Below are 15,601 nucleotides of genomic sequence, written 5' to 3'. Positions count from 1 at the left end.
CTAGTTACTTTTTAACGCTATTCTTATTTGATTTGTTGAATAATCCATATATACGGATATTATAGATGGTATGTTCATTTTATCATATGAATCATATAAATAAGCCTTTACTACTTTTTCTGCCTCTACACTACTTAAATCATCACAACAGCTAAAATAATAGTTACTATCTACAACTAACTCCATTACATTTCCTTGGAAATTATTTATTTCATATATGTTCATAAACATAAAAAAATCACCTCTTTTGTATTCTTAACCAAAATAGGTGATTTAATTACTATTATTTAATTATGGTTCTGTATAAGTGCATATTTATTGCAATATATACTATAAAAAATATTAAAAAACTTAAGTCCATATTAGTAAAATATATTAAAGCAATTATTCCTATAAATATAAACATTAATATAACATATGACCAGATGTTGAATATTTTAATTCCACCATAAAACATTTTTAAAGCAAGTATGGCTGGAATTATAGAATATACTGCATATGCTAAAACTAAATTTTCACCATTAAAATATACTATATATGCAAATGCCATAAGTGTAGTTAATGGTGTTATTGATAATAGGAATTTTTCCATATAACCTTTACCTTTATCTATAAACTTACATCTTTTTATAACTAGAAGCATATTGTGAAGATAGTCATCTTCTATATAAATATGACATAGTTTTTTTATCATATTAGTTAGATTTTTGCCTACCCCTACCTCTAAGCATGATAAACTCATAAGAGGTATATGTGTCATATTATCTAAAAAAATCATCATGTTTGTCCCACGTTCTTTAAGTTGTTTTAAAATTATATATTTATGATAAGAATTTATACGTGAAAACATCCTATATTTATGAATATTTCTAATAAATTCTTCATGATTTGTATAATCTATTTCTATTCCACTTTGAATCTTATCTAGTCCACCCTTTATTTCTAACGTCTTTAGCCCATATAAACAAGATAATTTGTCATCATCTGTAAAAATTATTGGTAATATCCCAGTATCCTTACAATATCCTATATCCTCTTTTGCATTTATATTCATTTCATTTTTTATAGCTATTAGTCCCACAAGTACTAAATTACTTTCTATATTTTCTTTAGGTGATGGCTCATAACTAAAATTTCTATAAGCAAGAGCCACTACCCTTAATCCGATATTACTCATTTCTATATGAGCATTTTTTATATCATCAATTTCTTCTCTTGTTAATTCTACTTCGAACCCGTCTTTCATTATGTGTATACAACTATCTAAAATAGCATCTACGTCACCAATCACATGAGCTCTATAAAAACTATCAACCTTGTTTACACTAGTCTTAAGACGTTTACTATTGTCATATGGTATATCAAAAATTTTTAATCTTGGCTCTTCCTCCAAAGTATCTATAATCCCATTTTGTTCAATAAAATGATTAATAGCCTTATCTATACTATTTATGTTAGATGCTGAGGCTAAATATGCTATATTAATTAATCTTGAAGCACTTATTTCTTTAAACGCTTCTACATCATATAAATTTATATAATTACCATCAGCATAAATCCTTCTTACCTCACATTCTTCTTTACTTAATGCACCTAGTTTATTCATAAAGATTCCGTGAATATGAGATATTTTGCTTAAAGTTTCTAGTGAGTTAATGTGAATACCTTTTTTTTGTAAAGATTTTAATTCATAATAAGCCACAAAAAAAAGCACTACAAAAGCCCATATAGGATAACTTACCATAAATGAGTTCATAAATACATCATTTGTAAGATTTAAATCTCTATAATATAAATAATGTAATCCACTACCTGCTATTAAAGATATTAATATGTATACAACTACTTTATTTAAGTACTTTATTATAGTATTTTTAAGAACTTCTTCTCCAGAGTTATTTACTCTTACAAAACTTATTATTTTCCCAATTTGAGTTTTTTCTCCAACCTCTACAACTACACCTACTGCTTCTCCACTTATAACTCTACTTCCCATAAAAGCCATGTTGCTAACTATACTTAACGGAATGTCTTTTTCTTCGATTTTTGTACTATATTTTGATGATGGCTCTCGTTCCCCTGTAACTAAATACTCATCTACCTTTAATCTTTTACATTCTAAAATTCTTATATCTGCTGGAACTATTGAATCTCTTGACAATTGCACAATATCTCCAACAGCTAGTTCAGAGGACTTAACTATTCTTGTTGTATAATTCCTCATAACTTTTACATTTATATTATTTAAAACATCTAATTCATCTATAAAACCATATGTCTTCTTATAATCCATATAAAATATGGTAACAAATCCAAAGATAAATATAATATTAATTATAGCTAAAAAATATGATTTTAAATAAAAACTAAATATTATTGATATTAATATGTAAATTACAAATGGGTTTATAATTTGTCTTAGCAAAACCTTAAGTACACTTTCTTTTGTCTCTACAAAAATAATATTATTACCAAATTCATTTTTCCTAGAATCTATTTCACTTTCATCTAACCCTTTTTCCTGATTTACTTGTAACTCCTCTAATACATGGAGCCATGCTCTGTTATACCATTTATCCATTATAGTTCTCCTTTACATAGCCTTAAAACTATAATACCATAATCGTCCATAACTTTGCATATATTTAGGGCTCTTTTAATAAAATGTTGAGTTCAATTATAAAAATACTAATTTTTAGTCTTAGGATTAGATACTATAGCCATTATATACCCAAAAAATATAGCTGCTGTTATTCCTGCTGCTGTTCCTTTAATTCCTCCAGTAAAAGCACCTACAATTCCTATCTTATCTACTTCCTTTATAGCTGACTTTGCCAATGCATTACCAAAGCCAGGTAATGGCACTGTAGCTCCTGCTTTACCAATTACTATAAGTTTATCATAAAGACCAAGGCCTCCAAGTATAGTTCCTAACGTAACAAACGCTACCAAAATTCTAGCTGGAGTAAGCTTTGTTCTATCCATTAGTATTTGAGCTATTACACACATAGTTCCACCAAATAAAAATGCATTTACATAACTCATCATTTTTTTTCACCACCTAAATTATATTCAATGGTTATACCATGTGCTATACCTGGTATTGTTTCACCTTGAAATGAAGATGTTGGACTCATTAATGCACCAGTAGAAACTAAAAGTACTCTTTTAAATTTTCCTTGAATCATATTTTTATATATGTATCCACATGATACTACGGCTGAACATCCACATCCACTTCCACCTGAAGATGTTTTTTGAACCTGATTATCAAATATTTCCTCTCCACAATCCATGTATACTCCTTTAATATCATATCCGTATTCCAACAATAACTTTTCTGTTAATTCTCTTCCAACTCTACCTAAATCACCTGTAGCAATTAAATCATAATCACTTGGTTTAAACCCTGTATCCTCAAAATGTCTATATATGGTATCAACTGCTGCTGGCGCCATAGCTGCTCCCATATTGTTAGCATCTTTTATACCATAATCTTTTACTTTTCCTGTTGTTATATAAGTTATTTCTGGAAAATTACCCTTTAATCCTATAAGCATTGATCCAGAACCTGTAACTGTCCATTGACTTGTTTCTGAACGTTGACTTCCAAACTCTAAAGGAAATCTAAATTGCCTTTCGGCAGCACTAAAATGTGATGATGTAGTTGCTATTGCATACTTTGCAAATCCACCATCTACTATCATTGATGCCATACTTAATGATTCTGCCATTGTTGAGCAAGCACCATATAAACCAACAAATGGTATATCTAATTCTCTTGCTACAAAGCTTGATGATGTTAGTTGATTTAACAAGTCCCCTGCAAATAAATAATTTATATCTTTTTCCTCTAGTTTAGCCTTTCTTATGGTTTCCTTTATTGCATGATACATAAGTGAACTTTCTGCTTGTTCATAACTATCCATACCATTCTTATCATCTTTTAAGATTATATCGAAATACTCACTTAAAGGTCCATTCCCTTCCTTAGGTCCTACTATACTTGTAGTTGCCATTATCTTAGGGCTATGCTCTAATTTTACAGTTTGAAGACCAATTCTTTTATCCATATATGTATTAACTTCCTTTCTTAAACCAACAATTTAAAAATCACTATACCATTTTTTAGTGACAAGTTGTGGTTGGAAATCTCAGATTTTCTTTAATAATATATTTTTACTTCAAAAACCTTCCTTAAAAGATTTCTTCATTAACTTGTCACTGTTTTTTTAAAAAATATACTCAACCAAATAATGTATTAACCCAACTATTACAGATGTGCTTATTCCATAAACTAAAACAGGACCAGCAATAGTAAACATTTTAGCTCCTACTCCAAAAATAAATCCTTCTTCTTTAAATTCTATAGCCGGAGCAACAATTGAATTAGCAAACCCAGTTATAGGCACAACAGTTCCTGCTCCTGCAAAGTTAGCTATTTTATCATAAACTCCAATACCTGTAAGACTAGCTCCTATAAATACCATACATATAGCTACACTTGCTGACACAACCTCTTCTTCTAATCCCATTGCCGTAAATGTATTAGTAAAAAATTGACCTATATCACAAATTAAACCACCTATTACAAATGCAAAAAAACAATTCCTTAAAAGATGATTTTTAGGTTCCAACTTAGCCGAAAGATCAATAAATTTCTTCTTTATATTTTTTTCATCGCTTTTCATATTTCCTTTTTTCATATTTCCTCCTCCTTCTTTAAAAGTTATTTTCCCATAATTTCAAACATAATATACAATAAATATAATCTTTTAATTAATTACATGAAAAAGGCTATGCCCTTTTTAGTGACAAGTTAAAAGTGACAAGTGACAAATTGATGTTGAAAATCACAGATTTTCTTTAATTATATTTTTTTATTTTTAAAATCTTCCTGAGAAGATTTATCCGCAACTTGCCACTTGTAATTTTTCACTCATTAAAGTTTTCAACTAAAAAAATATATATTTTAATAGTTATCAAAGTTATCCACAGATTTGAAATTTTATAATATCCTATAAAGTAAAAAAAGAATAGAGTTTGTTACTCTATTCCTCAAGCATATTTTTCATCTCTTTTAATACCTTCTTTTCTATACGCGATACTTGAACTTGACTTATCCCCAACATTTTAGCAACTTGAATTTGTGTCTTATCTTTAAAATACCTAAGCAATATTACTTGCCTAGCTCTAGTATCCAAGCCACTTATCGCTTCTTTTAATGCTATTCTATCAACAAGAGAGCAGTCGTCATTAGACTTCTCACTTAGTTTATCTATAAGTAAAACTGGTGATCCTTCATCATGATGGATGGTATCATATAAGTAATTTATATTGTTCATAGATTCTAATGCAAAAACTATTTCTTCTTTATCTATTCCAGAAAATTCAGCTAGCTCATCTATGGTTGGTTCTCTATCTAATTTTGCCATTAACTTTTCTTTGTCATAGTGAAGTTTTTTTGCTGTTGTCTTAGTACCTCTGCTAACTTTTATCATACCATCATCTCTTAAAAATCTTTTTATTTCACCCATAATCATCGGTACTGCATACGTAGAAAACTTAACATTATAGGTTGTATCAAAATTATTTATTGCTTTTACAAGCCCCATAGAACCTATTTGATATATATCTTCGTATTCATATCCTCTGTTTAAAAATTTTTTACTTATGGAAGAAACTAAAGGAAGATTTGTTTCTATTAGTCTATTTAACGCTTCTTGATCTCCACCTTTAGCTTTTATTAGGAGAGCTTCATTTTGGTTATAATCATAGGGTTCTTTCTTTAAAATAGCATCATCCATATAATCTCCACCTAACTTAAACTATAAAAAGTTTTCTTCATTATAACCTTAGTTCCCTTTCCCTTTTCACTCTCAACTCTTAAACCATCCATAAAGCTTTCCATGACTGTAAATCCCATTCCTGATCTTTCTAAATCAGGTCTTGATGTGTATAAAGGCTCCATAGCTTTAGGTATATTTTCTATACCTACTCCACTATCTTCTACTATTACAGTAACTGATCCCTTTTCTATACTTGCTTCCACTTTTACAAATTTATCATTTTTATTTTCATATCCATGAATTATTGAATTTGTTATAGCTTCTGAAACAGCAGTTTTTAAATCAGATAACTCTTCTATAGTAGGGTCCAATTGAGATACAAATGCTGCAACAGCTACTCTTGCAAAACCTGTATTCTCTGATTTACTTAAAAATTCTATTTTCATGCTATTATCCACCATTTCCATACCTCCACCTAAATGCTGCTGATAGCTTTATCTACAGTATCAAATTCATTGATTATCTTATAAATGCCAGAAAGCTCAAAAACTTTCTTAACCCTATTAGTTACATCTGTCACACAAACAGTTCCACCTTTGCTTTGAAGTTTCTTATATCGCCCTATAACAACTCCAATTCCTGAACTGTCCATAAATGTTACTCCTGAAAAATTAAGTATTAATTTTTTCACATCCTCATTATCTAAATTATTGTCAATTTTATTTCTTACTTCTTGAGAACTATGATGATCAAGTTCTCCTATAAGGGTGGCTATTAATTTGTCATCAACTCTATCAAATTTTATATACATACTTCTTTCCACTCCAAACTTTGTTTAAGAGCAGCACACCTCCTTACATAAATTTACATATATAAGTATTCTACACCCGTCACCTGTTTCCTTCTTTTTCCACAGCTTTTTTTCTATTTACTATATTTCTCTATATTTATGGCTGTATTTCTTAATTTTTTTAATTTATAAAAAAATATCACTGACTTATACAATTCTAATGATTATTAGAATTTGTCAGTGATACTTTTGAAAGTTACAAGTTTATAGTTACAAGTTTCCCAATTCCCACTTTCCTAAACTCATAACTTGTCATGTTAATCTTATCAGTCTATTTCCTAGCTTTCTTCCTCATCCTTGCCATAGTATTTTTGAATTTCTTTGTTTATTTCATTAAAAATATAACCAACATTTTCTTCTTCATCTGACATTAAAACTTCAACTGCATCTCTTATAGATGTCATTGTATATATTTTAAATTTACCTTCTTCAATAGCTTTTTCAACTTCTTCGCTTAATATCAAACTATTAACATTAGTTTCTGGAATTAATACTCCTTTTCCTTCCATTGTATCTAGCATCTTACAAACGCTGAAGAACCCTTCTATCTTTTCATTTACTCCACCAATAGGCTGAACATTGCCAAATTGATTTATGGAGCCTGTTACCGCTATATTTTGCCTTATTGGAATTTTACTTAGAGCGGACAGCATACATACTGTTTCTGCAACAGATGCACTATCTCCGTCTATTTTCCCATATACCTGTTCAAAGCTTAAATGAAAATCAATAGGTAGCTTTTTATAGGGGTCAGTTATTTGATTTAAATAGGCTCTTAATATATTTATAGATTTTTCATGTATACTTCCACTTAACTTACTTTCTCTATGAACATCTATAATACTTCCATTTCCCTTATAACATACACAAGTAACTCTCATAGGCCTTCCAAATGAGTAATATTCAGTCCCTATTACTGAAAGAGCGTTTATTGACCCAACTATTCTATCTTTCACATTAATAAGAATATGACCATCCTCATACATTCTTGTAAAATCTTTTTCTAATAAATCTTTTTCATAAGCAACATCAACAATATGCTTTCCTTCAATTAAAGACTTATTATCCTTTAGGGCTCTTACATTAGCCAAGTTAAGAATCCTTGTAATTTCTAATTCATCTATAATAATTTTCTTATTATTTTCAGCTTTTCTTGATAGATATTTAGCAACTTCTTTTACTCCACTTGAGCTTACACTAAATAGTTTATTTTTATCTATTATGAATTTTATTCTATTAATAAATTTTTCTTTTCCTGAATCACTTATATCTATTAATGGATCGCTTTCAACTCTAATTTTGAATACTCTTTTAAAATCTTCATCATAATTATAAAGTATATCGTAGCTTTCCATATCACCTATAACAATAACTTTTACATCTATATCTATATCTGAAGTATTAAGCCCATTTAGAGAAAGAATTTCTAAATAACTTTTATGATAATTAAAATTCAATTTTCCTGTAAGCAATGCTTTCCTTAAATAATAATAAGCACCTCCATTGTTTAAGAGATCGCCTAATCTTATAATAATTACTCCCTCATTACACTTTAACAAGGTTCCTGCCTTTATCATTGTAACATCTGTTATATATGTGCCATTATGGTTTTCGTATTCTATTTCTCCAATTAAATTAAATACAGTTGGATTTTCTTCATAAAATACGCTAGGATGTTCCATACCTTTATTATCTACTAAAACATTAATATTATATTTTAATATATTAATATTAATTTTTTCTTCATCATCCTCATATACTCCAGTAAAATCATCAACTAAATCCTTAAGCATGTGTTTGCATACAGTATCTAGATATTCTATTGCTTCATTCTCCCCTTGAAGTTTTTCATAAAATATTCCCTTTTGTTCTTCTATTATGCCAGTAAGAAAGTCTATTAAGATCTTTTTTATTTCCTCTATAGATTTTACTTCCATCCCCTTAAGTTCATCTAGAACTTCTTCTGCCATAAGCTTCAATTTACTAACTTTTTCTAATATATCTTCCTTTATTAAAAGATCCAAATCATCATACTCTTTAGTACTCATGCTTTCCCCCTCTACTTTAAGAGGTAAAAATGCAAATCCATGAGTAGTTGCTTTTATATCAAAACCTTCTTCTTTAGCTTTTTCCATTAATCCTTCAATTAAGACTGCTCTCCTTTTATGAAGTTCATCTAATATATCTTCCTTATCCTCAAATACTGTACTATTATAAAATTTATATACTGCCTCATTAATATTGTTTTGAATTTTTTCAAGGGAACTTTTTAATTTACTTCCTATACCATTTCCAACTATTAATACCTTTGGAGTTCTATCATCATAAACAACATAACATATATCTTTCGGAGCTGCCTTTTCTTTGTATATATCCTCTATATATTTCCTTAAATATTCGACCTTATCTTTTGAATAATCATCTGTTAAATATATATTAAAATTATCTCTATTTATTGATAAAACATCTTTTATCTTTGTATATATATTATCATACTCGCAAACATTACCTCCTTTTTGATTCGTGTCTATATCGTCTAATGAAAAATCGTATATAACTTCAGTAGGTTTTAAAATTCTCATCATATCAATATCTTTTCTCAAAGATGCCAAAAGCCCTAAGAGAAGTCCTCCCTTCAAAAGATTACTATTATAATAATATTCTCATATATAGAAATTAGTAACAATTTTTAAAAGAAAGTAAAAAAAATATATTAATTTTTAATTACCCTCTTTAAATCTGCTTTAATTTAAGCATAAGTAAAGATTTTGCAAATAAAATATATCGATTGTTATACATCTTATTAAACCCTCTGTATTTTTGTTACTATTTTTTATAAACAAAGTGTTTACTTCACTCTCAACTCTCAACCTTCAATTATCAACTAAAAAATCTATGTATTTTAATAGTTATCAAAGTTATCCACAGATTCGAAATTTTATAATATCCTATAAAGTAAAATAAGGCATAAATCCATTATGGATTTATGCCTTACTTTTATTTATAATCAAAATATTAATATGTTGAGTTTGACTTAGTTCCTTCGCATATAGATATTGATGCTGATGCACCTATTCTACTTGCACCTGCTTCTATAACATTTAAAGCATCTTCAGTACTTCTAACACCACCTGAAGCCTTAACTCCCATATCTAAGCCTACAGTATCTCTCATAATCTTCACATCGTCTTTAGTAGCTCCACCTGTTGAGAAACCTGTTGATGTTTTTACAAAGTCTGCCCCTGCTTCTTTTGATAATTTACATGCTATTATTTTTTCATCATCAGTTAGAAGACATGTTTCTATTATAACTTTGCTTAATGCCTTGCCTCTTGCAGCTTCAACTACTGCTTTTATATCTTCTTTTACATAATCATAATTTTTATCTTTTAATGCTCCTATATTAATAACCATGTCAACTTCCTCGGCACCGTTATCTATTGCATTTTTTGTTTCAAAAACTTTTACTTCTTTAGTTGTAGCGCCTAAAGGAAAACCTATTACTGTACATACCTTAACACTACTATCTTTTAAAAGTTTTGAGCATAAAGCAACATGACATGGGTTTATACAAACCGATGCAAATTTATGCTCTAAGGCTTCTTTACATATTTTTTCTACAGCCTTTACTGATGCTTCAGGTTTTAAGATTGTATGATCTATAATCTTAGCTATATCTCTTTTTTCCATATTTATCTCCTCCTAAATATAAATCCTTTTCATTATGTACATCATTTTCATTCTATATTATTGGGATACATTACACAATAAAAATCTCTAAAATTGATTTTAAGTATTTTATAAAAAAATATACTATGTTATAATACAATTTATCTGAGGAATTATAATATATATAGTAGAACACTATTCTTAGTTTAATATATGTAAAGGAGTCATTATTATGGGATGGAAAGAAAAATTATCTAAACATTATACCCAATCTTACTTAAAGAAATATGGAGATAGACTTGCTCAAGTTCAAGGAAATGTAATATCTGTAAAGGTAGAAACAAAGACTACCCTTTGGATTCTTCATAGAATAACCGCTACAATAATAGTTAGACCCGTTGGTAGTAAAACTATTACTAAATGCGTATATGCAAAGAAAAAATGGTTTAAAAAACCGCCTTTCATAGCTGTATCTCAAGGTAATTCAGTTCTTATACAAGGTTTAAAGGGTAAAAAGGGTAAAGAACATAGGGAGACAATTGATATTATGAACATCAGAAATCTTTCAACAAAGAAAGATTTAGTTCCTATGGATGAATCTCAAATAAAACAAGTTAGAACTGTTCAAAGAAGATAATATATTTGTTAAAGAAAAAAAGCCATATATAGAAGGATTTTTTATTGTTTAGAATCCTTTCTATATGGCTTTTTTTAATTATTTATGTCTTTCCTTAATCATTAAATATATACTATTTATTAATGCTATTATTCCTGAACAGAAAATAACAACCATCCATTGTATACCATTCATTGAGGAAGTATGGAATATTCCCTCTAAAAACGGAAGATAAATAACTGCAATTAACATTATTACAGATACTAAAACAGCACCTATAAGATATATATTTGTAAAGGGATTTATTTTAAATATAGAATGTTTCTCTGATCTACATTCAAATACATGTATTAATTGAGATAATACTAGTGTAGACAATGCCATAGTTCTACATGCAGCTAAATCATATCCAAAATACTTTCCACCTATAAATGCAAATATAGTGCATATTCCTATCAGTGTTCCTCTAACTAATATTTTTTCCATTAACCCATGAGAAAATATACTTTCATTTTTTCCCCTTGGCTTATCATCCATTATATCCTTATCTGGTGGATCAACTCCTAATGCTAATGCTGGTAATCCATCAGTGGCTAAATTTACAAATAATATTTGTATTGGACTTAATGGATTTGGCAAATAAAACAATGATGCTAAGAACATAGTTAAAACTTCTCCTAAATTACAAGAAAGAAGATATCTTATAAATTTTCTTATATTATTATATATAACCCTTCCTTCTTCAACTGCTGCAACTATAGTAGTAAAATTATCGTCCATTAAAATCATAGAAGAAGCTTCTTTAGATACATCAGTTCCTGATATACCCATAGCAATACCTATATCAGCTTCCTTAATTGCAGGAGCATCATTTACTCCATCGCCAGTCATTGCTACTATATTATTTTTTCTTTTAAACGCCCTTACTATTCTTAACTTGTGATTTGGACTAACCCTTGCAAAAACCTTAGTTTTATCTATCTTAGAATCTAATTCTTTTTCAGTTAACTTTTCTATTTCATCTCCTGTTAATACTTCATTAATAGAATTACAAATACCTACTTCCTTTCCTATGGCAAATGCTGTATTTTGATGATCTCCTGTAATCATTATTGGTTTTATTCCTGCCATTCTACATTCTAAAACAGCGTCTTTTACTTCTTTCCTTGGTGGATCAATAATGCCAGCAAGACCTAAAAATATTAAATCATTTTCTAATGAGTTATTTTTAGCTATGTTTTTATACTTGTAGGCAGCTGCTATACATCTTAGGGCCTTAGATGACATATCTTCAATAGATTTTGCTACCTTTTCCTTTAATGTATATGTGAATGCCACAACCTGTCCATTTATAAGTATTTGATTACATCTGCTTAATAGTCTCTCTGGAGCACCTTTTACATAACAACATTCTCTATTGTTTTCTTCAATAACAACAGACATCATTTTTCTTGTGGAATCAAAAGGTATATCATATACTCTTCTAATATCTCCATTAAATTCCTTAATGTCCTTCATTCCCTTAAAATAAGTTTTTATTAAGGATGTTTCTGTAGGATCTCCTAACAATCCTTTTTCTATATCTTTTTGAGAATAATCATAATTACAATCGTTACAATAAACGAAAGCCTTTTTTAGCAGTAAATTATCTGGAGTTTTATTATCATCTATATTGTATAGAGTATTGTTAAAGTATAAAGCCTTAACAGTCATTTTATTTTCAGTTAATGTTCCTGTTTTATCACTACAAATAACAGATGTGCATCCTAATGTTTCAACAGCTGGTAATTTTCTAACCAAAGCATTTCTATTTAACATCCTTGATACGCCTATAGCCAAACAAACAGTAACTATAGCTGGTAATCCTTCTGGAATAGCTGCTACAGCCAATGAAACGCCCAATAAGAACATTTCAGATGCCTTTTGTCCTCTTGATATACCTACAAATGTTACTATTATACAAATAGCAATACAAACAATTACTAAAATTCTTCCTAGCCCTTCTAATTTTTCTTTAAGTGGAGATTTCTCATCTTCAATAGAAGAAAGCATATGTGCTATTTTTCCCATTTCTGTACTCATACCTACTTCTGTAACTCTAGCTAATACCTTTCCCTTTAACAATATTGTACCCATATAAATTTTATTTTCTTTATTTAATGTACTTTTACTTACTCCAACAGATTCACCCGTAAGTAAGGATTCATCTATAACTCCTGTTCCTTGAACAATTATTCCATCTGCTGGTATTCTATCTCCAGCCTCTAAAACAACTAAATCCCCTAGAGTTAAAAATTCTGCATTAATAACTTGTATTTTTTTATTTCTTATTACTTTAGTAGTAGGCGCCGCTAAATTTTTTAATGCCTCCAAAGATTTTTCTGTTTTAAATTCTTGTATAAATCCTAATATGGCATTTACTACTACTATTATTATTATGGTTATTGCATCTGCTATTTCCCCCATAAAAGCAGATATTAATGTAGCTCCCAAAAGCACCCAAACCATAAAATCATTAAATTGTGAGAAAAATATAAATACTGGAGATACTTTTTTCTTTTGTTTTAATATATTAGGACCATATGTTTCTAATCGTTTTTCAGCTTCATCACTATCCAGCCCTAATTTTAATTCCTTTTCTTCAACCAATTAAATTCACCTCTCTTAATACTTTAATTGCTTTTCTATTTAAATATATTCACTACATTGCTTGAATATTAAAGATTTTTTTCTATATACCTTGCCTACACAGTATAAATTATGGTATAAAGTAAAAATATAAAGTAATAATATTTTTAACATTGATTTAGAATTTTTGGAATTTTTATACATTTTATTGTATATTTCAAATGAGGAGGTAATAAATTGAAGAACATAATATATGTTACAGGACATAAAAATCCTGACTCTGACTCCATTTGTGCAGCAATTGGATACTCAGAATTAAAAAATAAATTAGGACATACTGGTGCTATGCCGGTAAGATTAGGAGATATTAGCAAAGAAACTAGATTTATACTAGACTATTTTGGTATAGAAGAGCCTACTTTTTTAGAAACTGTTAAATTGCAGGTTGCAGATCTTGCAATAGATAATATATCTCCAATTGCCCAAGATATATCATTAAAAAAGGCTTGGAGCATAATGAAAAAAAATAACGTAAAAACTTTACCTATAGTTGATGAAAATGAGTGTCTAATGGGTATAGTATCTGTATCCAATTTAACATCTAACTATATGGATGTTTGGGATAATGATATTCTATCAAAAAGTAACACAAGTCTTGAAAATGTAATAGAAACACTTTGTGGCAAGGCTGTTTGCACTGCCTCTGAAGTTAACCTTAATGGTAAAATTATAGTGTCTGCTATGCAACCTGAAAGCATAAAGCAAATAGTTGAAAAAGGCGATATTGCAATCTGTGGAGATAGAGAAGATTCTCAAGAAATGTTAATCAAATCAGGTATATCTTTACTTGTGATAACAGGAAATCATCCAATAAATGAAGAAATTGTAGCTCTTGCTAAAGAAAATAATTGTTCTATGATTTCTACACCACATGATTCATTTACAACAGCAAGACTTATAACTCAAAGTATACCTGTAAGTTATGTTATGACTACAGAAAACTTAGTTTATTTTTCTTCTGATGATTTTGTAGATGATATAAAAGATATAATGCTTGAAACTAGATATGGAAGTTATCCAGTTGTAGATTCTAGTAATAAGGTCATCGGATGTATTTCTAGGTACCATTTAATCTCTAAAAACAAGAAGAAAGTTATACTTCTTGATCATAATGAAAAAGGTCAATCTGTTCACGGTCTTGATGATGCTGAAATTCTTGAAATAATAGATCATCATAGATTAGCAGACATACAAACTGGAAATCCTATATACTTTAGAAATGAGCCTGTAGGAAGTACATCTACTATAGTTGCATCTATGTTCTTTGAAAATGGCATAAGACCATCTAAAAAGGCTGCTGGTGCTTTATGTTCAGCTATAATTTCTGATACTCTATTATTTAGATCACCTACTTGTACTGAAGTAGATAAAATGATAGCTAACAGACTATCACAAATAGCAAAAATAGATCTTGAAAAATTTGCTAAAGAAATGTTTAAAGCTGGAACTTCTTTAGATGATAGAACTGCTGAGCAAATTTTACATCAAGATTTTAAAGTCTTCAATATAAATGGAATGAAAATTGGAGTTGCTCAAGTAAATACTATGGATCTTGAAAGTTTTAGTTCAAGAAAAGATGAAATGTTAGAACTTATGAATGACAAAGTTAAAAGGGAAAACTTTAACCTTATTGCATTCATGTTAACTGATATACTAGCTGAAGCATCTTTAATGTATGCAGCTGGACCAGATAAAGAGGTAATTTCTAGAACTTATGATAAACCTTTAGAGAATGATTCTGTATACTTACCAGGAGTACTTTCAAGAAAGAAACAAGTTATTCCTCCAATTACAGCTGCAATATCTAAATAGAGTTTATATTTATACATTAAAATATCCATATAAACGAAAATAGAATGATAAGCACCGTAAACAAGCAGCTTTCACCTAGTATTCTAAAGTAAAAAAAGCATTACTTCCTAAATTTCAATAACTCACTACGTTCAAACAATTGAAATTTTTAACGGAAGTAATGCTTTTTTCACTAAG

General features: G+C 28.9%; 13 protein-coding genes. 2 read left to right on the top strand and 11 right to left on the bottom strand.

What is annotated here, in order from left to right:
• The 10 genes from BM119_RS01350 to deoC all read right to left on the bottom strand — a co-directional run bounded on the left by BM119_RS01350 (position 1) and on the right by deoC (position 10,329).
• Positions 1–231 (bottom strand): hypothetical protein, encoded by a 231-nt coding sequence (locus tag BM119_RS01350; RefSeq protein WP_090038124.1) that lies wholly within the window; start codon positions 229–231, stop codon positions 1–3.
• Between the two features lie 52 nt (positions 232–283).
• A complete protein-coding gene (locus BM119_RS01345; RefSeq protein WP_090038121.1) occupies positions 284–2,581 on the bottom strand; it encodes a P-type ATPase actuator domain-containing protein in 2,298 nt (765 codons plus the stop codon).
• A 107-nt stretch (positions 2,582–2,688) separates the two neighbouring features.
• On the bottom strand, positions 2,689–3,045 hold the full coding sequence (gene spoVAE, locus BM119_RS01340; protein WP_090038476.1) for a stage V sporulation protein AE: 357 nt from the start codon (positions 3,043–3,045) through the stop codon (positions 2,689–2,691).
• Positions 3,045–4,073 (bottom strand): stage V sporulation protein AD, encoded by a 1,029-nt coding sequence (gene spoVAD / locus BM119_RS01335; protein WP_090038118.1) that lies wholly within the window; start codon positions 4,071–4,073, stop codon positions 3,045–3,047. The genes spoVAE and spoVAD overlap by 1 nt, the downstream gene beginning before the upstream one ends.
• A 159-nt stretch (positions 4,074–4,232) precedes the next feature.
• Positions 4,233–4,691 carry a stage V sporulation protein AC gene (spoVAC, locus tag BM119_RS01330; RefSeq protein WP_090038474.1) on the bottom strand — a complete coding sequence of 153 codons (459 nt, stop codon included), beginning with the start codon at positions 4,689–4,691 and terminating at the stop codon, positions 4,233–4,235.
• Between the two features lie 360 nt (positions 4,692–5,051).
• Complete coding sequence (gene sigF / locus BM119_RS01325; RefSeq protein ID WP_090038116.1) at positions 5,052–5,807, bottom strand: RNA polymerase sporulation sigma factor SigF; 756 nt, start codon at positions 5,805–5,807, stop codon at positions 5,052–5,054.
• Between the two features lie 11 nt (positions 5,808–5,818).
• Positions 5,819–6,250: an anti-sigma F factor gene (spoIIAB, locus tag BM119_RS01320; protein WP_090038113.1), complete on the bottom strand. Its 432-nt coding sequence runs from the start codon at positions 6,248–6,250 to the stop codon at positions 5,819–5,821.
• A 14-nt stretch (positions 6,251–6,264) separates the two neighbouring features.
• A complete protein-coding gene (gene spoIIAA, locus BM119_RS01315; RefSeq protein WP_090038473.1) occupies positions 6,265–6,600 on the bottom strand; it encodes an anti-sigma F factor antagonist in 336 nt (111 codons plus the stop codon).
• Positions 6,601–6,917: 317 nt separating this feature from the next.
• Positions 6,918–9,242 (bottom strand): AAA family ATPase, encoded by a 2,325-nt coding sequence (locus BM119_RS01310; protein ID WP_242948268.1) that lies wholly within the window; start codon positions 9,240–9,242, stop codon positions 6,918–6,920.
• A gap of 412 nt (positions 9,243–9,654) precedes the next feature.
• Positions 9,655–10,329 carry a deoxyribose-phosphate aldolase gene (gene deoC / locus BM119_RS01305; RefSeq protein ID WP_090038110.1) on the bottom strand — a complete coding sequence of 225 codons (675 nt, stop codon included), beginning with the start codon at positions 10,327–10,329 and terminating at the stop codon, positions 9,655–9,657.
• 211 nt (positions 10,330–10,540) lie between these two features.
• Here deoC and BM119_RS01300 point away from each other — a divergent pair, with 211 nt between their 5' ends.
• Positions 10,541–10,945: a hypothetical protein gene (locus tag BM119_RS01300; protein ID WP_090038107.1), complete on the top strand. Its 405-nt coding sequence runs from the start codon at positions 10,541–10,543 to the stop codon at positions 10,943–10,945.
• 78 nt (positions 10,946–11,023) lie between these two features.
• Here the strand turns inward: BM119_RS01300 and BM119_RS01295 are convergent, their stop codons facing one another.
• Positions 11,024–13,573, bottom strand: a complete 2,550-nt coding sequence (locus tag BM119_RS01295) for a calcium-translocating P-type ATPase, PMCA-type (protein WP_090038104.1) — start codon at positions 13,571–13,573, stop codon at positions 11,024–11,026.
• A gap of 216 nt (positions 13,574–13,789) precedes the next feature.
• Between BM119_RS01295 and BM119_RS01290 the strand changes: the two genes are divergently transcribed.
• The gene (locus BM119_RS01290) at positions 13,790–15,424 is read left to right on the top strand and encodes a putative manganese-dependent inorganic diphosphatase (protein ID WP_090038102.1); all 1,635 of its coding nucleotides are present in this window, start codon (positions 13,790–13,792) and stop codon (positions 15,422–15,424) included.
• Positions 15,425–15,601 lie beyond the last annotated feature (177 nt).

It is taken from the genome of Clostridium frigidicarnis, from assembly GCF_900111985.1.
In the GTDB taxonomy this organism is placed as follows: Bacteria; Bacillota; Clostridia; order Clostridiales; family Clostridiaceae; genus Clostridium_Z; species Clostridium_Z frigidicarnis.
The sequence above is the reverse complement of the archived record's forward strand: the minus strand, read 5'-3'. Positions and strand labels throughout refer to the sequence as shown.